The sequence below is a fragment of the Erwinia sp. 009765445 genome (assembly GCF_058137865.1).
In genome coordinates, this window is record NZ_JBYUWC010000010.1 from 43,126 (window position 1) to 64,003 (window position 20,878).

Annotated in this window: 22 protein-coding genes and 1 pseudogene; 6 read left to right on the forward strand and 17 right to left on the reverse strand. The window is 55.1% G+C overall.

Annotated elements, in window-relative coordinates; translation table 11 throughout:
- The first annotated feature begins 93 nt into the window (after positions 1-93).
- Entirely contained in the window at positions 94-891 is a 798-nt protein-coding gene (locus AC3Y5R_RS12575) for a hypothetical protein (protein WP_489921616.1), read from the forward strand.
- 423 nt (positions 892-1,314) lie between these two features.
- On the opposite strand, the gene AC3Y5R_RS12580 is transcribed toward AC3Y5R_RS12575, so the two are convergent.
- The 9 genes and pseudogenes from AC3Y5R_RS12580 to betI form a co-directional block, all read right to left on the reverse strand.
- Positions 1,315-1,440 (reverse strand): DUF1493 family protein, encoded by a 126-nt coding sequence (locus AC3Y5R_RS12580; RefSeq protein WP_489921617.1) that lies wholly within the window; start codon positions 1,438-1,440, stop codon positions 1,315-1,317.
- A 20-nt stretch (positions 1,441-1,460) separates the two neighbouring features.
- Positions 1,461-1,634 carry a hypothetical protein gene (locus AC3Y5R_RS12585; RefSeq protein WP_489921618.1) on the reverse strand — a complete coding sequence of 58 codons (174 nt, stop codon included), beginning with the start codon at positions 1,632-1,634 and terminating at the stop codon, positions 1,461-1,463.
- Positions 1,631-2,087 (reverse strand): annotated as a pseudogene (locus AC3Y5R_RS12590) (STM2901 family protein). The gene AC3Y5R_RS12585 and the pseudogene AC3Y5R_RS12590 overlap by 4 nt, the downstream one beginning before the upstream one ends.
- A 221-nt stretch (positions 2,088-2,308) precedes the next feature.
- Positions 2,309-3,253 (reverse strand): aliphatic sulfonate ABC transporter substrate-binding protein, encoded by a 945-nt coding sequence (locus AC3Y5R_RS12595; protein WP_489921619.1) that lies wholly within the window; start codon positions 3,251-3,253, stop codon positions 2,309-2,311.
- On the reverse strand, positions 3,250-4,125 hold the full coding sequence (locus AC3Y5R_RS12600) for an ABC transporter substrate-binding protein (RefSeq protein ID WP_489921620.1): 876 nt from the start codon (positions 4,123-4,125) through the stop codon (positions 3,250-3,252). The genes AC3Y5R_RS12595 and AC3Y5R_RS12600 overlap by 4 nt, the downstream gene beginning before the upstream one ends.
- On the reverse strand, positions 4,122-5,270 hold the full coding sequence (locus AC3Y5R_RS12605; RefSeq protein WP_489921621.1) for an LLM class flavin-dependent oxidoreductase: 1,149 nt from the start codon (positions 5,268-5,270) through the stop codon (positions 4,122-4,124). The genes AC3Y5R_RS12600 and AC3Y5R_RS12605 overlap by 4 nt, the downstream gene beginning before the upstream one ends.
- Before the next feature lie 106 nt (positions 5,271-5,376).
- Positions 5,377-7,071 carry a choline dehydrogenase gene (gene betA / locus AC3Y5R_RS12610; RefSeq protein ID WP_489921622.1) on the reverse strand — a complete coding sequence of 565 codons (1,695 nt, stop codon included), beginning with the start codon at positions 7,069-7,071 and terminating at the stop codon, positions 5,377-5,379.
- 54 nt (positions 7,072-7,125) lie between these two features.
- Entirely contained in the window at positions 7,126-8,583 is a 1,458-nt protein-coding gene (gene betB, locus AC3Y5R_RS12615; RefSeq protein WP_489921731.1) for a betaine-aldehyde dehydrogenase, read from the reverse strand.
- Positions 8,584-8,610: 27 nt separating this feature from the next.
- The gene (gene betI, locus AC3Y5R_RS12620; protein WP_489921623.1) at positions 8,611-9,207 is read right to left on the reverse strand and encodes a transcriptional regulator BetI; all 597 of its coding nucleotides are present in this window, start codon (positions 9,205-9,207) and stop codon (positions 8,611-8,613) included.
- 706 nt (positions 9,208-9,913) lie between these two features.
- On the opposite strand from betI, the gene dtpA reads away from it, so the two are divergent.
- Entirely contained in the window at positions 9,914-11,413 is a 1,500-nt protein-coding gene (gene dtpA, locus AC3Y5R_RS12625; protein WP_489921624.1) for a dipeptide/tripeptide permease DtpA, read from the forward strand.
- 54 nt (positions 11,414-11,467) lie between these two features.
- Here dtpA and AC3Y5R_RS12630 read toward each other — a convergent pair whose 3' ends face one another.
- Both AC3Y5R_RS12630 and AC3Y5R_RS12635 read right to left on the reverse strand, forming a co-directional pair.
- Positions 11,468-12,358, reverse strand: coding sequence for a pyridoxamine 5'-phosphate oxidase family protein (locus AC3Y5R_RS12630; RefSeq protein WP_489921625.1), 891 nt, complete (start codon positions 12,356-12,358; stop codon positions 11,468-11,470).
- Between the two features lie 2 nt (positions 12,359-12,360).
- Positions 12,361-12,978: a glutathione S-transferase family protein gene (locus tag AC3Y5R_RS12635; protein ID WP_489921626.1), complete on the reverse strand. Its 618-nt coding sequence runs from the start codon at positions 12,976-12,978 to the stop codon at positions 12,361-12,363.
- Between the two features lie 94 nt (positions 12,979-13,072).
- Here AC3Y5R_RS12635 and AC3Y5R_RS12640 point away from each other — a divergent pair, with 94 nt between their 5' ends.
- Together AC3Y5R_RS12640 and gstA are read left to right on the forward strand one after the other, a co-directional pair.
- Positions 13,073-13,990 (forward strand): LysR family transcriptional regulator, encoded by a 918-nt coding sequence (locus tag AC3Y5R_RS12640; protein WP_489921627.1) that lies wholly within the window; start codon positions 13,073-13,075, stop codon positions 13,988-13,990.
- A gap of 102 nt (positions 13,991-14,092) precedes the next feature.
- Positions 14,093-14,695, forward strand: coding sequence for a glutathione transferase GstA (gstA, locus tag AC3Y5R_RS12645; RefSeq protein WP_489921628.1), 603 nt, complete (start codon positions 14,093-14,095; stop codon positions 14,693-14,695).
- 43 nt (positions 14,696-14,738) lie between these two features.
- Here gstA and pdxY read toward each other — a convergent pair whose 3' ends face one another.
- The 5 genes from pdxY to anmK all read right to left on the reverse strand — a co-directional run bounded on the left by pdxY (position 14,739) and on the right by anmK (position 19,281).
- On the reverse strand, positions 14,739-15,599 hold the full coding sequence (gene pdxY / locus AC3Y5R_RS12650) for a pyridoxal kinase PdxY (protein ID WP_489921629.1): 861 nt from the start codon (positions 15,597-15,599) through the stop codon (positions 14,739-14,741).
- A 57-nt stretch (positions 15,600-15,656) separates the two neighbouring features.
- Positions 15,657-16,931, reverse strand: coding sequence for a tyrosine--tRNA ligase (gene tyrS, locus AC3Y5R_RS12655; RefSeq protein ID WP_489921630.1), 1,275 nt, complete (start codon positions 16,929-16,931; stop codon positions 15,657-15,659).
- 135 nt (positions 16,932-17,066) lie between these two features.
- On the reverse strand, positions 17,067-17,723 hold the full coding sequence (gene pdxH, locus AC3Y5R_RS12660) for a pyridoxamine 5'-phosphate oxidase (protein WP_489921631.1): 657 nt from the start codon (positions 17,721-17,723) through the stop codon (positions 17,067-17,069).
- A gap of 64 nt (positions 17,724-17,787) precedes the next feature.
- Positions 17,788-18,099, reverse strand: coding sequence for an MliC family protein (locus tag AC3Y5R_RS12665; RefSeq protein ID WP_489921632.1), 312 nt, complete (start codon positions 18,097-18,099; stop codon positions 17,788-17,790).
- A 60-nt stretch (positions 18,100-18,159) separates the two neighbouring features.
- Positions 18,160-19,281, reverse strand: coding sequence for an anhydro-N-acetylmuramic acid kinase (gene anmK / locus AC3Y5R_RS12670; protein WP_489921633.1), 1,122 nt, complete (start codon positions 19,279-19,281; stop codon positions 18,160-18,162).
- 274 nt (positions 19,282-19,555) lie between these two features.
- Here anmK and slyB point away from each other — a divergent pair, with 274 nt between their 5' ends.
- On the forward strand, positions 19,556-20,023 hold the full coding sequence (gene slyB / locus AC3Y5R_RS12675; RefSeq protein ID WP_158782955.1) for an outer membrane lipoprotein SlyB: 468 nt from the start codon (positions 19,556-19,558) through the stop codon (positions 20,021-20,023).
- A 31-nt stretch (positions 20,024-20,054) separates the two neighbouring features.
- Here the strand turns inward: slyB and slyA are convergent, their stop codons facing one another.
- On the reverse strand, positions 20,055-20,498 hold the full coding sequence (slyA, locus tag AC3Y5R_RS12680) for a transcriptional regulator SlyA (RefSeq protein ID WP_489921634.1): 444 nt from the start codon (positions 20,496-20,498) through the stop codon (positions 20,055-20,057).
- A gap of 142 nt (positions 20,499-20,640) precedes the next feature.
- On the opposite strand from slyA, the gene AC3Y5R_RS12685 reads away from it, so the two are divergent.
- Positions 20,641-20,877 carry a DUF1656 domain-containing protein gene (locus AC3Y5R_RS12685; protein WP_158782953.1) on the forward strand — a complete coding sequence of 79 codons (237 nt, stop codon included), beginning with the start codon at positions 20,641-20,643 and terminating at the stop codon, positions 20,875-20,877.
- Position 20,878 lies beyond the last annotated feature (1 nt).

Genomic DNA, 20,878 nt, shown 5'->3' on the forward strand with positions numbered 1-20,878 from the left:
TTTTAAGAGCATCCTGAACCGGAAACCCCCTGTCACTGCCCGGCCAGACTGGTTAAAATGGGGGTTCCTGAGCTGTAAATAAAACGAGGCATTATGGTTTACCGTTTTACACTGGCCGCCATCACGGCCGCCCTGACGCTGACTGGTTGTGCGAAGATTTTACCCACTGGCGAACAGCCGGCGGCGCAAACTGGCGAAAAGCCGGTGACGAAAACCACTGAGCAGCCAGCCGTAAACAACTTCACTACGGGTCCTGCGCAGGTAACTGTCTCCCACGCTATCAGCCGGACCGATGATGGTTCGACGATCAATGTCACCATCGACGGCGACGATGCCGGTCCGCTGGTACGCGGACAGACAACAGATCTACACCTGACACCAGGCAAACACAAAGTGGGTGGCTATGTGTCAACGCTGTATGGTTACGGACGAGTCACCATTCCGCCGGTTGAGATCACCGCCACGCAGAATACAGTGCAGCATGTGACCTACTCGATGCGGAAGAACAAGCCGACCTTTGCGGCCGGTAAGGCCACGCCGGTTCCGGTTCCGCCAGCCCCTGTCGCCCAGGCCGCTGCCGTGGTTCCGACACCAGTGATCACTCCGGTTGCTAATGATGCAACGACCACCAGCACAACTCCGGCAACTACTACTGCCACAACCAGCAGTACAGCACCTGCGAGCACTGCCACTACAACTACTAATACGACTGCGGCAACCACCAGCAGTACGACTCCGGCAACCACAGGTACCGATTCTGCTGCCAGCAGCGCCAAAAGCACTGACACAGGATCCAGCAGTACCACCAAATCCACAGATTCAGACTCTGCTGCCAGCACCAGCCAGGCAGCGAGTTCAGCAACTTCAGCTGAGTCAGGTAGCCAGGGCTAATCTCCCGGCGCCGGACTGGTTGAGAAGCGGAGTGGGATTCTCCGCTATTCCCGTGTCCCGGGTTCGAATTGAGGCCCGGGCTCCTCGTAAGTCAGTTGGCCAGTTTTACAAAATGCAATCCTGACAGACAGGAAGGCGAACCAGAAAGAGCACCGTTTAAAACGGTTATCCGTTCCTGGAAAGGAAAGTATTTGAATGCAGACTTGTTAACGCAAGTCTGTTTTTCCGTATCTGTGTCCTGCCACCTCACCGTAAGTTTCCGCCGTCATATCCCAGCCCAGCAACCTGTAAAATACGTCCTGTTCTGCCAGTGAAATTACAAACGGGTGAACAGCGGTGAAAGTGAAAGGTAAAGCGAAACGTAGCACCATAATCATGGTGGTTCCCGCCACCGGCCAGGAAACAATTTTTTTAAACGTTATGCTAATCATAAAGCCAGTGGTCAGCTTTAGCTGATTCAATAAACATCTTTATTGTTAGAGGTTTCTTATCCTGATTGATTTCCCTTCGGGACAAAAATGATTTTATTTTCCAGGGATAATAATTCATAAGAGTGAAAGCAGATGGTTTTACATTGAAGTGTAAAAAAACTCTTCAGCCATATCTGCAATATCATCTGCTTCATATATCTCTTGTAAGGTGCATTTATCATCGACATAAATTTTCTTGAGAAAAAGCGTTGTCACCAACGGCAATTTATTTTTAACAAAATCCCTGACATCATCATCTGTTACATGGCTCACCAGATTTTATCCTCAGGTCGTACAACAGAATTGTAGTTATTGATAGTCCGGAAGCTAATCATTGTTACGTCATGAGTAAGTATAACCCAGCCCACAATCGCAATGCTTCTTCCTACAAAAGCGCCAAGATTATTGACCCACATAATCTTTATGCCTCTTAAAGAAAATGATTTCTTTGTAAGCGTGGGTAAAATCCTCCTTTTAAACCCGTAACTAATATGTTTACGGAAAAACAGTGATGCATGGGATGTTCCCGGAGTGACAGCATTAGGTTTACCTGTAACATCGATACTGTTATTTCCCAATATTAAAGCAGCAATACCTGCTATATCCTGTACCCCCAATTGCTTTTCCGTTTCTTCTATTAGCACCCAAAAAAAGGAGTTCATGAGGCGTAATGTTAGATAACCCTTTATAAAAGTAAGTTCCGTTCAGTTCCTCAACCGTATCCATACGTGCTCCCTGTCATTAGTCCTGGCACTAATTTAAACCAAAAAGATCGCTTTGCAAACAATGCCTGAACCTGCCTACCGTATTAATCTATTCCGCATTGCCAATAATCATTCCTTCACACTCCACCAGCGCTAACTGATAGCCGCAGAAGTCCGCCAGCGAATCGCCTGCTGCTGCGATTCAGAGAGGCAGACTTTAGCAGTCTGCCTGCTTCCCCTGTCTTACTGCCCCAGATCCACCGTATGCGCTGCAATGTCCGGCACGCTTTTAATCAGTTTCTGCTGCAGGTACCAGTCTGCGATATGGCGAATATGTTCCTGTTCGGCGCTACCAACCTCGGTAACCGGCACGGTATTCACTTCACCCAGCAGATTACCCACACCGTTACCTGACTGGCCCATCTGCTTAGCCCAGACGGCTCCGGCTTCATGCGGATGCTGTTTCGCCCAGGCATTTTGCTGCTTCAGCACCTCCCAGACCCACTTCACCACTTCGGGATGCGCTTTGTAGTAGCTCTGGCTGACAAAATAACCGGCAGCATTTTCCGATCCCAGCGCCTTGCCGTTAATCAGCAACCGTCCCTGGAAACTCTGTTTTGCCAGCGTCAGAAAAGGATCCCACACGGCCCAGCCATCAACATGGCCGCCGGCAAATGCCGTGCCGGTGTCGCCCGGGCTGAGATACTCCTTGTGTACCTCTCCTTCCGGGATACCTGCGCTCTGCAGCGCTTTCGACAGCAAATATTCCCCGGTACCGCCTTTGTTAACGGCCACCTTTTTGCCGCGTAAATCGGCAAGAGTATGGATTGGAGAATCCTGGCGAACCACAATTCCCTCGCCGTCTGCAGGCATAGCCTGATAGCCAAAGAACAGCAGCGGCGACCCGGCAGCAATGGCGGTAACGAAAGCGGTTGAACTGCCGGTGGTCATGTCGATTGAACCTGCGTTCAACGCTTCATACGCTGGCGCCGCTGCAGTAAAGTTTCCTGCCCATTCCAGCTTCACGCCATGCGCCGCCAGCGCCTTCTCCAGGCTGCCATTCTCCTTTACCAGTGCCAGATCGGTCGGCCCCTTCAGAAAACCAATTCTCAGCGTAGTCTCAGCCACGGCCGCGTGAGAGCCAATCGCCAGCAGCAAACCCAGCACCATTTTTTTTCCCTTATTCATGCCTGGATCCCTGTCAGAGTCGGTTCGGTAAGCGTGAGCGGTTGGTCGAGGAAACCGCTAGCGTAAAGATCGTCGGCCTGTTGCTGTTGTTCAGTCAGCAGCGTGGCGGAAACCGCGCTGATCCCCCAGGGACGAGCGCCGATTGTTTTCAGCCAGGTAGCGGCGCTGATGCTGGCTGGCAGATGCTGGTTCAGCAGTTGAGCCGCATCTTTCGGATGCTCAGCAACCCAGCGATCATTTTCAGCCAGCACCTCCAGTACCAGTTGCGCCTGCTCCGGATGGCGCTGCTGCCACTCCCGTCGACACCAGAATACCGAGCGGTTGGCGACATATTCTCCCACCCGCGCCAGCGTTCTGACTCGTTTAGCCTCCTGCGCCACGCCCAGCCATGGGTCAATCGCTGCCCAGATGTCAACGTCACCCAGCCTTAAAGCCCGCGCAGAGTCGCTACCGCCAAGATCCACCAGCGTAATATCTTTCAGCGACAGGCCATTTTGCTGCAGCAACCGGGCAATAAAATGATCGGTAAATGAGCCTTTCATGCAGGCGATACGCGCACCGGCAAGCTGCTGCACCGCCTGCCGTTCACGCTCCTTCATCACCAGTAACGCGCAGTTGGCGTCACGGCTGGGAGAAGCGCCCAGATAGGCCACATCCAGCCCGCTGGCCTGAGCATAGACCGGTGGTGTTGAACCGGTGCCCACCACGTCCAGCTGGTTATGCCGCAAGTAGTCCGCGCTGTCGCCGCCGTGCTGATAATCCTTCCAGACCACCTGCCAGCCTTCAGCTTCCGCACGGGCTTCCAGCACGCCGCGATGGCGCAGAATAAACAGGGAAAGATTGCTGGGATGACTGCCGATTCTCAGGGTCATTTCTGCGGCTCCTGTTCTGCTATCGGGCGATCCCACAAATTACCCCAGGTGAAGGTGTTGGCCGCTCCCGCCTGCTCGCGAAACGGTTCTGCGTTATCCAGTTCCAGCCCTGGCATCACCAGCTCGCTGAACAGGTAGGCCTCTTCCAGCAGCGGGAAGCCTGAGAGGATAAATACCTCAACGCCCGCATCCTGATAGGCCCGCAGGGTTTTGCGCACGGTGTCAGGACTGCCCACAATCGCCGTGCCCGGCCCCGGACGCACCAGCCCAATTCCTGCCCACAGGCCAGGGTAAATTTCCAGATCTCGCGGGTTTTCAGGACGGGCATTGTTGTGCAGCGCGCCCATGCGGGCCTGCCCGACCGAGTCAGAGTTCTGCGCCAGTGCCTGACGGGCAGCGATAGCCTGATCATCCATTGAGCGATAGAGCTCATCAACGGCAGCCCAGGCCGCTTCATCGGTTTCCCGCACAATCACATACAGGCGGATGCCATAGCGCAGCGTGCGCTGATGCTGCTGTGCGCGTTGTTTGACCTGAGCAATTTTTTCAGCGGCCTGCGGCGGTGTTTCGCCCCAGGAGAGATAGGTATCGATATGTTTTGCTGCCACTTCCTGTGCCGCATCGGAGGAACCGCCAAACCACAGCGGCGGCGGCGGATACCCTCCGTTGCCCAGCGCCAGTCTGGCATCGGTGATCTGATAGTGTTCGCCGGAGAAGTTTACTGGCTGTTCTGCCAGCAGTGGCCGGAGCACACTGAGGAATTCGTCACCCAGCTCATATCGCTGGTCGTGCTCCAGGTGCATCCCGTAAGCGCCAAGGGTATTTTTATCCCCGCTGACCACGTTGAGCAGCACTCTTCCTTTAGAAAACTGATTGAATGTCACCGCCATCTTCGCCAGCAGCGTCGGGGAAATCAGCCCGGGCTGAATAGCGATCAGGAATTTCATTCTTTCGGTATAGGGGATAAGCGAAGCGCCGAGGATCCAGGGATCGTGCGCGCCAGTAGCAAGGAGTGCTCCGGTAAAACCAAGGTGGTCCACCGCGCGGGCGACCTGTTGAAAATAGGCGTAATCAATTTTACGGCTGCCGCCAGCAGACCAAGGCTTATGCCCGTCGGGTGCGGTTAAATACCAGTAGATTTCCACAATATCCTGCCTTGTCTGGTGTGAAATAATAAAAGCTTCACATCAATAACAAAGCCGATCTGCGGCGACAAAGAAGATATCCGGCAATCCTTTGCCGCGTTTCAGATTACACCCAGCCTCCGGACCGTTCGATACTCAGTTCAGCTTCGGCCTGTTCACGCTCCAGCTGATAATACTCAGCGGTGGAAACGGCCAGCGGCGTGCGGCCACGGATCAGGTCCGCCATTTTCTCAGCGATCATTACCGTTGGTGCATTCAGGTTGCCGGTGGTAATTTGCGGCATAATCGAAGCATCCACCACGCGCAGACGCCGGATACCGTGCACGCGCCCTTCTGCATCGACAACGGCCATCTCATCGTTACCCATCGCGCAGCTGCCGCAGGGATGATAGGCCGTCTCGGCATGCTCGCGAATAAAGGCATCGATCTGCTCATCGCTCTGCACCTCTGCCCCCGGCTGGATTTCATCACCACAATATTCAGCCAGCGCTGGCTGCCGCATGATTTCACGGGTCAGGCGCACCGCGTTGCGGAACTCCACCCAGTCACGCTCTTCAGACATGTAGTTGAAGAAGATCGATGGCGCGGCATACGGATGCTTTGAGGTCAGCTTTACGCGACCACGGCTCATGGAACGCATCGGCCCAACGTGTGCCTGGAAGCCGTGCTCTTTAACCGGGCTGCTGCCGTTGTAGTTGATCGCCACCGGCAGGAAGTGATACTGCAGATCCGGCCAGTCCGGCTGGTCATCGCTGCGGATAAAACCGCCCGCCTCAAACTGGTTGCTGGCCCCGATGCCGGTGCCGTTAAACAGCCACTCAGCACCGATCGCTGGCTGGTTCCACCACTGCAGTGAAGGATAGAGGCTGACCGGTTTTTTACAACGAAACTGCATATACACTTCCAGGTGATCCTGCAGGTTACGCCCGACGCCCGGCAGTGGGTGCACCACCTCAATGTCCAGCTCGCGCAGCCACTCTTCCGGCCCCACGCCCGAACGCTGCAGGATCTGCGGGGAGGCAATCGCCCCGGCGCACAGCAGCACTTCACGTGTGGCTTCCACCTGCTGTTCCTTGCCGTTATGTAGCCAGCTTACGCCGGTTGCTGTTTTGCCGCTGAACAGGATGCGGTCAGTCTGGGCGTGGGTGACGATGGTCAGGTTTGAGCGCTGCTTCGCCACGTCCAGATAGCCTCTGGCGGTACTGGATCGGCGTCCCTCGGCGGTGACAGTTCGGTCCATCGGGCCAAACCCATCCTGACGGTAGCCGTTCAGATCGTCGGTTTCATGGTGCCCGGCCTGCTTCGCCGCCTCGATAAACGAGCGAAACAGCGGATTGTTGCCTTTTTTTGGCGTGGTGACGCTCAGGTAGCCTTCGCCGCCGTGGTAATCGTTCTCGCCAATATCTCGTTTTTCGGCTTTGCGGAAGTACGGCAGGCAGTTGAGATAGGACCAGTTTTCCAGCCCCTCTTTTTTCGCCCAGTTGTCATAATCCATCGCATTGCCACGGATATAGCACATGCCGTTGATCAGCGAGGAGCCACCCAACCCCTTTCCACGCCCACATTCCATGCGGCGGTTGTTCATTTTCGGCTCGGGATCGGTTTCAAAAGCCCAGTTGTAGCGTTTGCCCTGCAGCGGATAAGCCAAAGCGGCTGGCATTTGGGTACGGAAGTCCCAGCGGTGATCTTTCCCACCCGCTTCCAGTAAAAGTACCGATACGTCAGCATCCTCAGTCAGTCGCGTGGCCAGCACGTTGCCTGCTGAACCAGCGCCAATAATGATGTAATCAAATTTCTGCATTAAACCTCCAGGCAGCCGCGACCGGAGCGCCGCGGCAAAAAATCAGTTTCAGCTTCAGAATGCTGTCGGATACTCGCCCATTTCGATCAGGATCGATTTGGTACGGGTGTAGTGATGCAGGGTTTCAATGCCGTTTTCACGGCCAACCCCGGACTGCTTGTAGCCCCCAACCGGCATCGGTGCCGGAGATTCACCCCAGCTGTTGACCCAGCAGATCCCGGCTTCCATCTGATGGATAACCCGGTGCGCCCGGTTCAGAGAAGTAGTGAATACACCAGCCGCAAGGCCGTACTCGGTGTTGTTCGCCCGCTCAATCACTTCCTGCTCTTCATCGAAGACCAGCACGCTCATCACCGGGCCGAAGATCTCTTCCTGCACGATACGCATCTCATCGGTGCAGTCGGTAAACACCGTTGGCTCAACGTAACAGCCTTTCGCCAGCTTCCCTTCGGTGATACGTGAACCACCAGCCAGCAGGCGGGCACCCTCTTCTTTACCGATGTTCAGATAAGAGACCACTTTCTGGCAGTGTTCTTCACTGACCAGCGGACCGAAGTTTACCTGCGGGTCAAGCGGATCGCCGCAGTTGATCCCCGCCATCTTCTCCAGCAGACGCTTTTCGAAAGCAGGAAGCAGTGAGCGGTGTACAAACACGCGGGTGCCATTGGTACAAACCTGGCCGCTGCTGTAAAAGTTAGCCATCATCGCGCCATCCACAGCGCGCTCCAGCTCGGCATCTTCAAAGACGATCAGCGGCGATTTGCCTCCTAATTCCATGGTCACTGACTTAAGATTAGCGAGCGCGGCATCGGCCATCACCCGCTTGCCGGTGTTCACTTCACCGGTGAAGGAGACTTTGGCAATTTTGGGGTGCTGGCTCAGGCCCTGGCCCACGGCGGCTGCGCCCTGTACCACGTTGAACACGCCATCCGGCAGACCGGCTTCGGTGAAGATTTTCGCCAGCTCAAGCGCGCTGAGCGGCGTCACTTCGCTGGGTTTGAAAATCATTGCGTTGCCGGTTGCCAGTGCCGGAGCACTTTTCCACATAGCAATCTGGATCGGGTAGTTCCACGCGCCAATCCCGGCACAAATCCCCAGTGGCTCACGGCGGGTATATACCAGCGCGCTGTCACGCAATGGAATAGATTCCCCTTCAACCGCAACGGCCAGACCCGCGTAGTATTCCAGTACGTCTGCCCCAGTGACGATATCCACCACGGCGGTTTCGCTGATCGGTTTACCGGTATCGGCAGTTTCAAGTTCTGCCAGCTGCTGATTGCGCTCACGCAGGAGAGCAACAGCTTTTAACAGCACGCGGCTGCGCTCTGACGGCGTGTAGCTACGCCAGATGCGCTGACCGGCGGCGGCTGAAGCGACGGCGCGTTCGATATCCTGCTGGCTGGCTGCGGTGATCTCTGCCAGCACTTCACCATTGGCGGGATTGATGGTGGTGAATGTTTCGCCCTGACCGGCTTCTTCCCGGCCATTAATGTACAGTCCACGGCGTTGCATATCGGCCATGCCTCCTCCTTCGGGGGTTTATTTCGCCGCGGCTGAAAGCCACAGCGCGAGATTCTGATAGCAAAGCATCCTTGCGTCATCCAGTCCCTGTTCCATGGGTTGCGGTGCCAGCGTCATGCGTAACCACAGCCCGTCGATCAGCGCTGCCAGACTGGCCCCTGCGTGACGTGCCTGCTGGGGTTCCAGCACTCTGGCAAATTGCGACGCCAGGTTGGAATAGAGGCGGCGATCGTTAATGCGCTGCAGCCGCTGCAGATCGGGCTGATGCAGGCTGTTGGTCCAAAATGCCAGCCAGGTTTTCAGCACCGGCCCGGCAATTTGCGACACGTCGAAATTGCCATCGATAATGGCCCGGATTTGCGCTTCTGGCTGGTCGGCTGCCTGCTGGCGATAGTGTTCAACGGCCGTATAGAGGTCGGAGAGGATCTGCCGCATACAGGCGTCCAGCAGACCGTTTTTGTCGCCGAAATAGTGGCTGACAATCCCGGTCGACACCCCTGCTTCTTTGGCAATCAGCGCCAGGCTGGCGTCTGCCAGGCCCACCCGATCAATTACCGTCAACGTGGCATGGATCAGTTGCGCCTGACGGATGGCTTTCATTCCAACTTTTGGCATCGCTTCATCGGTTTTAGCTATTGAATGATAATGATTATAGACATTTTATATTGAACGTTCAATCAATAATAAAATCGAGTCGCGAATCAGGCTGCTGCGGTTTGTTGAACGCGACACTGACATAAAAGATAAATAGACCGATTTATAGCGTTGAAGGTCACATTTTCATTACAAGAACAGCACCTTTGTTCAACAGCAAGTCATTTATTTAAATTTGGGGCCAGCCAGGCGATGAATGTTATTTTTCAACAAATATTATGCTGACTTTTAGTGATCTGAATCACATTTGACATGCGCGATTGCTTTAGAATTGACCATCAACACTGCCAGGCATTAGTTTGCCATGCTTTAAAGAGTCTTTTCAGATGATAATATTGCTCATTAATAATCCAGTGACATTATTGACCATAAAAAGGGGATCGGAGAGTAATTCTGTCAACTGAATAAATTGCAGTCTCATTTAAGTTGTTTATACCAAACAAAAAATTAAAAATAGTCATTAAAACTATTTATACACCTTTGATCTACCCATTAACACTTTCACTCCCCTTTCCAGCAATATATGAAAAAAGACTTGCCTGAGGCGGAATGATCGGCGAAATTGGTCGCCGTTTTTCCCATCTTATAACCATGCGGCGAATGCCCACCTTGTATGACAACGACTTAATTTTTGGGTCGAATCAGGATACTGACTTCAGAGGTACTAGTGTCAACTGCAAACAAACAACCCGAGGCCGTGAGCCTCAATGCATTTAAGCAATCCAAATCGTTCTATCTGATTTTCTCGATCGAGCTGTGGGAGCGTTTCGGTTACTACGGCCTGCAGGGCATCATGGCGGTTTATCTCGTCAAGATGCTGGGCATGTCCGAAGCCGAGTCCATCACCCTCTTCTCCTCTTTCAGCGCGCTGGTTTATGGTCTGGTGGCCGTGGGCGGCTGGCTGGGTGACAAAGTGCTGGGCACCAAGCGCGTTATCGTGCTGGGTACGCTGGTCCTGGCGCTGGGCTATGCGCTGGTGGCCTTCTCCGGTCACGACGTTGGCGTGGTCTATATCGGCATGGCGACTATCGCCGTCGGTAATGGCCTGTTTAAAGCTAACCCCTCTTCGCTGCTCTCTACCTGCTATGAAAAAGACGACCCGCGCCTCGACGGTGCCTTCACCATGTATTACATGGCGATCAACATCGGTTCGTTCTTCTCTATGCTGGCAACTCCGTGGCTGGCCGCGCATTACGGCTGGAACGTGGCCTTCTCACTTTCCGTAGTGGGTATGCTGATCACGCTGGTGAACTTTATGCTGTGCCGCAAGTGGGTGAAAAACTACGGTTCCAAACCTGACTTCGCTCCGCTGCACGTCGGCAAACTGCTGGGCACCCTTGTGGGTATTGCGGTACTGGTGACGATTGCTACCTGGCTGCTGCATAACCAGGGCATTGCCCGTATGGTGCTGGCACTGGTTGCTCTGGGTATCGTGGTGATTTTCGCCAAAGAGGCGTTCAAGCTGAAGGGCGCAGCCCGCCGTAAGATGATCGTTGCTTTTCTGCTGATGGCAGAGGCGGTGGTGTTCTTTGTTCTCTATATGCAGATGCCAACTTCCCTGAACTTCTTTGCCATCCGTAACGTTGAGCACAGCATTCTGGGCATTGCGTTTGAGGCCGAGCAGTATCAGGCGCTGAACCCGTTCTGGATCATGATTTTCAGCCCGATTCTCGCTGCGGTGTATAACAAAATGGGCGACCGTCTGCCGATGCCGCACAAATTTGCTCTCGGGATGATCCTTTGTTCAGCCGCGTTTCTGGTACTGCCACTGGGCGCGAAGTTCGCTAACCAGATGGGTATCGTTTCCGTTAACTGGCTGATCCTCAGCTATGCTCTGCAGAGCGTCGGTGAGCTGATGATCTCCGGTCTGGGCCTGGCGATGGTGGCACAGCTGGTTCCTCAGCGTCTGATGGGCTTTATCATGGGCTCCTGGTTCCTGACCACCGCTGGCGCAGCGATGATTGCCGGTAAAGTGGCGAACCTGATGGCAGTGCCGGAAGATATCACCGACCCACTGCAGTCACTGCACGTCTACGGTGATGTGTTCCTGCAAATTGGTATTGCCACCGGTGTGATTGCCGTACTGATGATGCTGACAGCGCCAAAGCTGAACCGCATGACTCAGGACGACCAGCCGGTCGCACAGCCGCAGGATGTCAAAGCGTAATCCTGTTCTGGCGATAAAGATCGGGGCGACAGCGATGTCGCCCTTTTTTTGGGCTCAGCTCTTCCCAGCCTCCAGCGAGGAGTCAGCATATTCCACGTCGCTCCCGACGGCAGGCAACAGCTGACGGATCCGTAAAATACGTTCCGGCTCTACCGTCCAGTAGCGTTCCACCAGTCCTCTGACCGGCTCGTGCCAGAGCACTTCCGCCCGCCCCTGAATATGCAGCGCAGCCCCCTGATGAAAGTCCATGATCAGCAGAGCGCAACGTGGCTCAATCAGCAGATTGCCCAGCGTGTTCATATAGCGATTGCCGGAATAATCGGGGATCAACAGCTTACCCTGCTTAATTTGCACAAATCCGGGCACCCCGCCACGGTGCGAGATATCCGCTCCGCCCGTTTCATTCTGCCGCTGTGCATGGCTGGCGACGAAGAAGGTATCAGCGGCGGAAATCAGATAACGTGCATCTGCATCCAGGCGGTTAAGCCGTTCCACCTCCAGTTTTCTGCGGAGATCGGCTCCCGGCAGTAACCGGCGTTGAATGTACTTTGGACAGTTTCCGAAACTCTCCTGAACACGCAGACTCAGCTTACCGTCGCTGAGGCTTTCAATCAACCCATTCACCCGGTTGCGGCGGCGGTTGGACAGATCCAGCCCCAGACCACCGAGCGGCATCCCCGGCTGCAGGCGCGGCAGCCAGGGAACAGCCTCCACAGCTGCCAGAGGGATCTCCAGATGGGTATCATCCGGCGTTTGCAGAAAGCCAGCCTCTCCCTGAATTAACGCTGCTACCGGATAACCCTCTTCGTCCTGCACCGAGAGATAGAACAGGTGTAATCCCTGATAAAACAGACGGTGCTGCTCAGGCATTGCCGGGTAGAGGGCGGCTTTGACCCGCTCATAGCCCGCTTTGTCCTGCGCCAGCTGCTCTCCCGGATGAAACATGTTCAGGCTTCCGCTGGCAGCGGCAGTGCCGGTAAAGCGATAAAACCCGGCAGGGCTTCCACACGCTGCAACCAGCTCTTAACCGCTGGATAAGCACGCAGCGCAATGCCCCCTTCCGGTGCACAGGCAACGTAGGCGTAACAGGCCAGATCGGCGAGGGTTGCCCTGTCACCCACCAGCCATTGACGCCCGGCCAGATGTGCCTCGAACTGAGGTAAAAATTTCCCTGCCACGCTCACTGCAGAATCGTAGTTTTCCGGGGCGTTGAACTGCCTGATCAAGCGCGCCGAGGCGACACCGTAGCGGATTTCTCCAGCGGCTTTCGCCAGCCACTGATGCACCTGCACCTCCTTCAGCAGTTCCTGCGGCAGCCAGCCGCTGTCCGGCGCATAGCGCTTTGCCAGCCAGATCAGAATAGCGTTGCTGTCGGCAATCACCGTGCCGTTATCCACCAGCACAGGTATCTGCCCGAGCGGGTTCAGAGCCATAAAATCCTCTCGTTTGCGCACGTCGGCTCCTGCCTCAACCCATTCCGCTTCCAGTTTCAGCATGCTGAGAAGCAATCTGACTCGGTGAGCGTGCCCGGACAGTTCGCTGCCATACAGTGTTAATGTACTCATTTTCGTCTCCTGTAGTTTCAGTCAGCTTACTCTTGCTGAAAACAGCGTAAACTGGCAAAAATAGCAATTCATAATTTCGCTAAGTGGAAGGATCATGGATAAGCTTGACGAGCTGGCGGTGTTCGTCGCCGTGGTACAACAGGGCAGCCTGGCCGGAGCAGCCCGCACGCTGCGCCGTTCTCCCCCTGCCATTACCCGGACTCTGGCAGCGCTGGAAAATCGTTTTGCCGTCAGCCTGATTGAGCGCACCACCCGTCACCTGCAGCCCACTCAAGCCGGACTGGAGTTGTATGAACGCGCCAGAAGCCTGCTGGAGGATTATCAGCAGGCGCTGGTCACCACCACCCGTAATCAGCTTAGCGGCAAACTTCGGCTGACGGCACCGGTGCAGTTTGGCCGCAAGCATATCGCCCCGCTGGTGCTTACGTTTCTGGAAATGTACCCGGATATTCAGATTGATCTGCAGCTCAGCGACCGCTATCAGGATTTGATTGAGCAGGGGCTGGATATGGCAGTGCGAATTGGCCAGCTGCGCGACTCCTCGCTGGTGGCGACCGAGGTGGGCAGCGTGCAAAAGATGCTGGTTGCCAGCCCGGCTTATCTTACGCTGCATGGAAAACCGCTCACGCCAGTGATGCTAACCGATCATCGCCTAATTGCCGGGACCACGGCCACTTCGCAACGGGAATGGCGGTTTGCTGCTGAAGCACCGCAGGAGCGGGTACGAATTACGCCGAGGCTGACCGTTAACGAAGTGGAGACGCAGCTGATAGCAGCCCGCGCCGGTAAAGGCATCGCCCGCCTGCTCTCTTACCAGGTTTATGATGATATTCAGCAGGGCTCACTTTGCGAGGTGCTGGCAGAGTTCCGCACGCCAGCGGTACCGGTCCAGCTGGTGACGCAAAACGTAAAATATATGCCTGCTAAAGTCCGTGCATTCTGGGATCTGGCCCGCACAACGTTACCGGAGCTGAGCAGCTTGCGGGTTGAGAGTTTGTTAAGTATCAGATGATGGAGAAATAATCCCTCTCCGTCTCTCCTGAAGTCGCTGACTTTTCCGCCCGGCGGCAGTAAGCTGACAGGATGTTTTGCCAGTAAATCAAAGGAGCAAGTAATGAAACTGTTCTTTAAACCCGGGGCCTGCTCACTCTCTCCGCATATCATTCTGCGGGAAACCGGGCTGGACTTTACGTTGATTAGGGTGGATTTGCAGACCAAAATCACGGAGCTGGGCGATAATTTTCTGCTAATCAATCCCAAAGGGCAGGTGCCCACGCTGCAGTTCGATGATGAAACGATCCTCACTGAAGGCGTGGCTATCGCCCAGTATCTGGCGGACCTGAAGCCGGACCGTAAACTGCTGGCACCTGTTGGCAGCATGACGCGCTATCACACGCTGGAGTGGCTTAATTACATTGCCACCGAGCTGCACAAGACCTTCAGCCCGCTGTTTCGCCCCACTACGCCAGACGAATTTAAAGAGGTGCTGCGCGGCCAGCTGATACAGAAATTTGGCTGGGTGGATGAAGAGCTGAAGGAGAAACAGTGGCTGATGGGCCTGCATTTCACCGTCGCGGATGCTTATCTGTTTACAGTGGTGCGCTGGGCAAAAGCTATTCAGCTGGATCTTTCAGAGATGAAAACCCTGCAGGCGTGGTTTGATCGGGTCGCCGCGCGCCCTGCTGTGGCTGAAGCGCTCAGAGCCGAAGGAATTTGAGAGAATGATTCCCTGTGCGGATCTGTCGCACAGGGAAAAAGCGTTACAGTTTTACCGCATCAAAGTGCTGCTGCGGGTTAGCAATGCCTTCCTGAGCGGCAACCAGCTGTAACTCATACTCACCCAATTCATGGGTTTTCAGCATCACTTCATAAACTGCCGCCGTCACGTGCTCCAGCGCCTCTTTCAGCGGTTTACCATGCAGCAGGTCCACCAGCAGCAGTCCGCTGGTCAGATCGCCCACGCCAACCGGCTGTCGCACACCGAAATCCACCAGCGGGCGGCTGATATGCCAGGCCTCGTCAGCGGTGACCAGAAGCATTTCGAAGCGATCGATGCGCTGACCGGCGCGAGCCAGATGCTTGACCAGTACGATTTTCGGGCCACGGGCAATCAGCTCACGCGCAGTGGCAACTGCCTGCTCCACATTGCTCACGGCATGACCGCTGAGCATTTCCAGTTCCAGCAGGTTGGGCGCGATGATGTCACTGGCTGGCAGCGCCGAACGGCTGTGAAACTCCGCCACGCCGGGTGCCACGATGCAGCCTTTTTCAGGATGGCCCATTACCGGATCGCAGAAGAACCATGCATTCGGGTTAGCCTGCTTCACCTGACGAACGATATCGAGGATCTGCTCACCCTGCTCAGCAGATCCAAGGTAGCCGCTCAGCACCGCATCACAGGTCCTGAGGCGGTCAATGTCCGCAATCCCCTTAACAATCTCCGTCAGGTGGCTGGCCGGCATCACCATCCCGGTCCAGTGTCCGTACTGCGTGTGGTTAGAAAACTGCACGGTATTGAGCGGCCAGACGTTTGCCCCCATGCGGCGCATAGGGAATTCAGACGCACTGTTGCCCGCATGACCGTAAACGGTATGCGACTGAACAGAAAGAATATTTTTCATAGCGAAACCCGAACTTTGCCAAAAAAGAGGCCGGTCAGACCGGCCTGTTGGGTGAGCTTATTTCCAGACGAGCAGGCAGTAATTTTTCTTACCACGACGGAGCAGCGTAAAGCGACCATACAGGCGGTCTGCTGCATCGAAAGCGTATTCCGTATTTAACTGCACCTGGCCGTTAATGTTGACCGCTTTTGACTCAATCAGTTTACGGGCCTGCCCACGGGAAGGAGCCAGATCGCCTGCCACCATCGCCTGTTGCAGATCTTCACCCTGTGCCAGCTCGACAAATGGCATACCGTCCTGCGCCAGCTGCTCAAAGTCCGCTTCGGTCATCTCGCTCAGGCTGCCGGAGAACAGGCTTTTGGTGATACGCTCGGCCGCGGTCAGCCCTTCTGCACCGTGAACCAGGCGGGTCACCTGCTCGGCCAGCACAGACTGGGCACGTGGCGCTTTACCACTGTTTTTATCTTCTTCTTCCAGCGCATTGATCTCTTCAATGCTCATAAAGGTGAAGAACTTCAGGAAGCGGTAGACGTCAGCATCTGCCGTGTTGATCCAGAACTGGTAGAACTTGTACGGGCTGGTTTTCTTCGCGTCCAGCCACACTGCGCCACCTTCGGTTTTACCGAACTTGGTGCCGTCAGATTTAGTGATCAACGGAACGGTCAGGCCAAATACCTGGTTCTGGTGCAGACGACGGGTCAGATCGATACCGGAGGTGATGTTGCCCCACTGATCGGAGCCGCCGATCTGCAGCGCCACGCCATGACGCTCGTTGAGGCAGGCAAAGTCGTACCCCTGAAGCAGGTTATAGGAGAACTCGGTAAAGGAGATCCCCTGATCGTCACGGTTCAGACGCTGCTTAACCGCTTCTTTATTGATCATCTGGTTGACCGAGAAGTGCTTGCCGATATCACGCAGGAAGGTCAGCACGTTCATGCCGCCGAACCAGTCGTAGTTGTTGGCCGCAATGGCGCTGTTGTCGCCACAGTCAAAGTCGAGGAACGGTGCCACCTGATGGCGGATTTTCTCCACCCACTCGTTGACGGTTTCGTTGGTGTTCAGCTTGCGCTCAGCGGCTTTAAAGCTCGGGTCGCCAATCAGGCCGGTCGCTCCACCCACCAGCGCCACCGGGCGGTGACCCGCATCCTGGAAGCGCTTCAGGCAGAGTAACGGCACCAGATGGCCCAAATGCAAGCTGTCGGCAGTCGGATCGAAGCCGCAATAGAGTGCGATTGGCCCTTGCGCCAGTCGTTCTGCTAACGCGGTCTCATCCGTTACCTGGGCGACTAAGCCCCGCTCTTGCAATTGTGTGATCAGGTTACTGCTGGCCATCTGTGACTCCATGTAGAAAAGTCTGCACCTTTGCTGGTACACAGCTTTCCGCTACTCGCGGACGAAAAAATAAGGCATATAGAATAAAGCGCTGACGCACTCTGTGCCAGCGCTTAACGGGATTATTTCGCGGATTTAAGGGGCGAGACGATCAATTTTCCAGGCTTCATCTTCACGCTGGTAGAAAAAACGGTCATGCAGCCGGTGTTCGCCGCCCTGCCAGAACTCCATTGAGTCTATTTTGATGCGGTAGCCGCCCCAGAAACTCGGCAGGGGAACTTCGCCCTGCTGGAACTTCTGCTTCAGCTCCAGGAACTTGCCTTCCAGCACGCCACGAGCGGAAATCCGGCTGGACTGCTTCGACACCCACGCGCCAATCTGGCTTTCGCGCGGGCGGCTGTGGAAGTATTTCACCACATCGAGCATCGACAGCTTCTCCACCGTGCCCAGCACCATCACCTGTCGTTCCAGCATGTGCCACGGGAACAGTAAGCTGATGCGCGGATTTTTTTCCAGATGCTGAGCTTTACGGCTGCCCAGGTTGGTGTAGAACACCATCCCTCGCTGGTCAAAGTGCTTCAGCAAAACAATGCGCTGATAGGGCTGGCCGCGCTCATCAACCGTCGCCACGCTCATTGCAGTTGCATCAGGCAGTTGCGCCTCTACGGCCTGGCCCAGCCAGCGTTCAAACAGCGCCAGCGGGTCGTCTGGAAGATCGTTACGGCGCAGGCCGCCACGGGTATATTCACGGCGCAGATGGGCAATCTGCTGCAGGTTATCGCTCTCGTTCATCGCTCAGGCTTCTGCTGGAAGGGGATAAAACATTGTGCTCCTCATCCCGATGGATCTCAACGGGTTAACCTGCGTTAAGACGGCAGTCATTGATGATCAATTTGCCGTTACGCTCGATAAAAGCCCCGTCGCCTTTGGACCAGAATACGTAGTTACCGTCGCTGTAGCGCGTGCCGGAAGCCGCTTCCTGCTGTTTCAGGATCAGCGGATTGCCGTCCAGAATAAGGTTAACTTCCCGTCGTGAATTATCCAGAATCACCGTCAGTGGCAGAGTGCCGCAAGTGTAATGCAGCGTTTTAGGCTTCTCCGGCTCAGAGTGGAACAAACTGCAGCCGGAAAGCAGCACCAGGCTGGAAGCGATCACAATTTTTTTCATACTGTCTCCTTGAGGTGAAGGGTAACTTTAGCAAACCGCTAAAGATTCGTCGTGATGCACTCAGCGATAGCGCGGCGTGTTTGCCGGGTAGATCGCCCCGAGCACCGTCGCTTCGAGTGCCCCCGTAACCGACGGCAGGTTCCCGGGCTCTCCGGATAAGGTCCGGTAGGCCAGCCAGGCAAAGGCCAGCCCTTCCATATCGTCGCCGCTGATGCCGACGCTATCGGTAGTACTGACTTCGGTTCCGGCCAGTTGGCTGGTCAGCCGCACCATCAGCTGGGGGTTGCGACTGCCGCCACCGCAAACCAGTAACCGCTCGCAACCACCGCTCAGCATCACCTGTTCGGCAATGGTGGTGGCGGTCAGTTCCACCAGCGTGGCCTGAACATCCTGTGGAAGCAGGCCAGGGAAGTGGGCCAGTTGCTGTTCAACCCACCCCAGATTGAAATACTCGCGGCCAGTTGATTTGGGCGCGGGCAGCGAGAACCAGGGATCGGCCAGCATCTGTTGCAATAGCGGATAAGCTACCGTACCGCTGCTGCCCCATGCGCCATCCAGATCGTAGCTCTGGCCTTTATTTCGCCAGATCCACGCATCCAGCAGCATATTACCCGGCCCGGTATCATAGCCGCCAACCGGCTTACCGGGGATCAACAGGGACAGGTTAGCGATGCCGCCTATATTCAGTACCATCCGACGTTCGACCGGATGCATCAGGACCGCCTGATGAAAGGCTGGTACGAGCGGTGCGCCCTGCCCGCCAAGGGCCATATCACGACGGCGAAAATCTCCCACCACAGTGATACCGGTGGCAGCCGCGATCTGGTTATTGTCACCAATCTGCAGCGTATTAGGCGCTTCGCCCTGCGGTTCATGCCACACGGTCTGCCCGTGGCAGCCGATCGCCGTGATATCTTCTTTAACCAGCCCTTCGCGCTGCAAGAGCGTTTTTACTGCCTCGGCAAACAGACGTCCGAGACGGGTATCCAACTGCCCAAGCTGGGACAGCGTCAGCGACTGGCCCTGACAGATGGCCAGAATGTCCTGCCGCAGAGCCGCAGGGATCGGGTGGCAGTAGCTGGCCTGCTGCGCCACCATCTGGCTGTCAATGGCTGCCATCACCACGTCCACACCGTCCAGACTGGTCCCTGACATTACCCCGATATAGCGTCCTGATTTCATGTTTTCTGCCTTAACCGCAAGGTTTTTTCCACTCTTTCCCTACAGCGTCGCAAAATTGTTTGTGCAATTCTATAATTAACTGTGCATTTTCAAACAGCGTGCTTCTTTAACGGCTTTTTTCAGCTGATTGAGTACCGGTTTAAGCCCGCTGCGCTATCTTTTGAACAACGTTTTTTTGCTGGAATTAAGCGACAAGCATTGCTTGTGCCATATAATTAAGTTATTGATCGCTGCGCAATTGACTGCAGCAATGAGAAAAAAAGGAGTTCTGACGATGTTTAAGCGTATTTTAATCGTGGCACTGACCGGTGTGACATTAGCAGGATGCACCAATACGAGCACACTTTCCGGCGATGTTTACAGTGCTTCTGAAGCGCGCCAGATACAGAACGTGACCTACGGTACGCTGGTCTCTGTTCGTCCGGTTCAGATTCAGGGCGGCGATGAAAGCAATGTGATCGGCGCAATCGGTGGTGCAGTGTTGGGTGGCTTCCTCGGTAACACTCTCGGTGGCGGTACAGGCCGCAGCCTGGCAACCGCAGCTGGTGCAGTGGCGGGTGGCGTAGCCGGACAGGGTGTTCAGGGCGCGATGAATAAAACCCAGGGTGTAGAACTGGAAATCCGTAAGGATGACGGCAATACCATTATGGTGGTGCAGAAACAAGCCGCCAGCCGTTTCTCCGTGGGGATGCGCGTGGCGATGGCCTCCAACGGCAGCCAGGTGACTGTTTCACCACGCTAAAAGATAAAAAAACCGGCTGATGCCGGTTTTTTTATTCGTCGCGATTTTGCAGCTCGAGAATGTTTTTTTCCAGCCGGGCAATCAGCGTCACCATCTTGTCGATCTCCTGCTGAGAGATTCCGGACAGAATGTCATCCCGGGTGGCATCAATCACATGCTCAACCTCGGTGATAATCGGCGCAGCTTCCTCTGTCAGCTTAATCCGCTTTGCACGGCGATCGCTGACACAGGTGGTGCGGGTGATTAACCCCTTCTCTTCCAGCTGATCCAGCGTGCGAACCAGTGATGGTTGTTCTATACCTATAGCCTTGGCCAGCTGAATCTGCGACTGGTCCGGTGGCAACTGATGAATGTTATGTAGCGTTACCCAGTGAGTCTGGGTCAGTTCCAGCGGCTTCAGGCGTTGATCGATCAACGACCGCCAGATGCGCACTAATCTTGCGAGATCCGTTCCTAGTGGGGTATCCAATTTCATCTCCTTATAATTAGCTTGCTACCTATCAAGCCTCATTCTAGACTATTCTGCGAGTTTACAGGACAAAATACAAATTCATCAGTTATGAACCCGTATTGATAACCCTGCCCGCAACTGGCGGCCAGGCAAGAAGGATTTATCAGTGAGCCATTCAGTCCACACCTCTTCAACACCGCTGACCGATCTGATTTTCGGCGCATCGGTCTATTTTCCACCGCTGTTCAAAGCCGTGCTGTTGGGATTTTTCTTCTGGCTGCTGATCCATCCTCTGCTGAGGAACTGGATCTACTCCGGCGAAATCTGGCATCCCACCCTTCTGGATCTCTCTCTCTTTATTCTTTGCGTCAGCGCTTCGCTGTGGCTGCTTATCACCTGGTGAT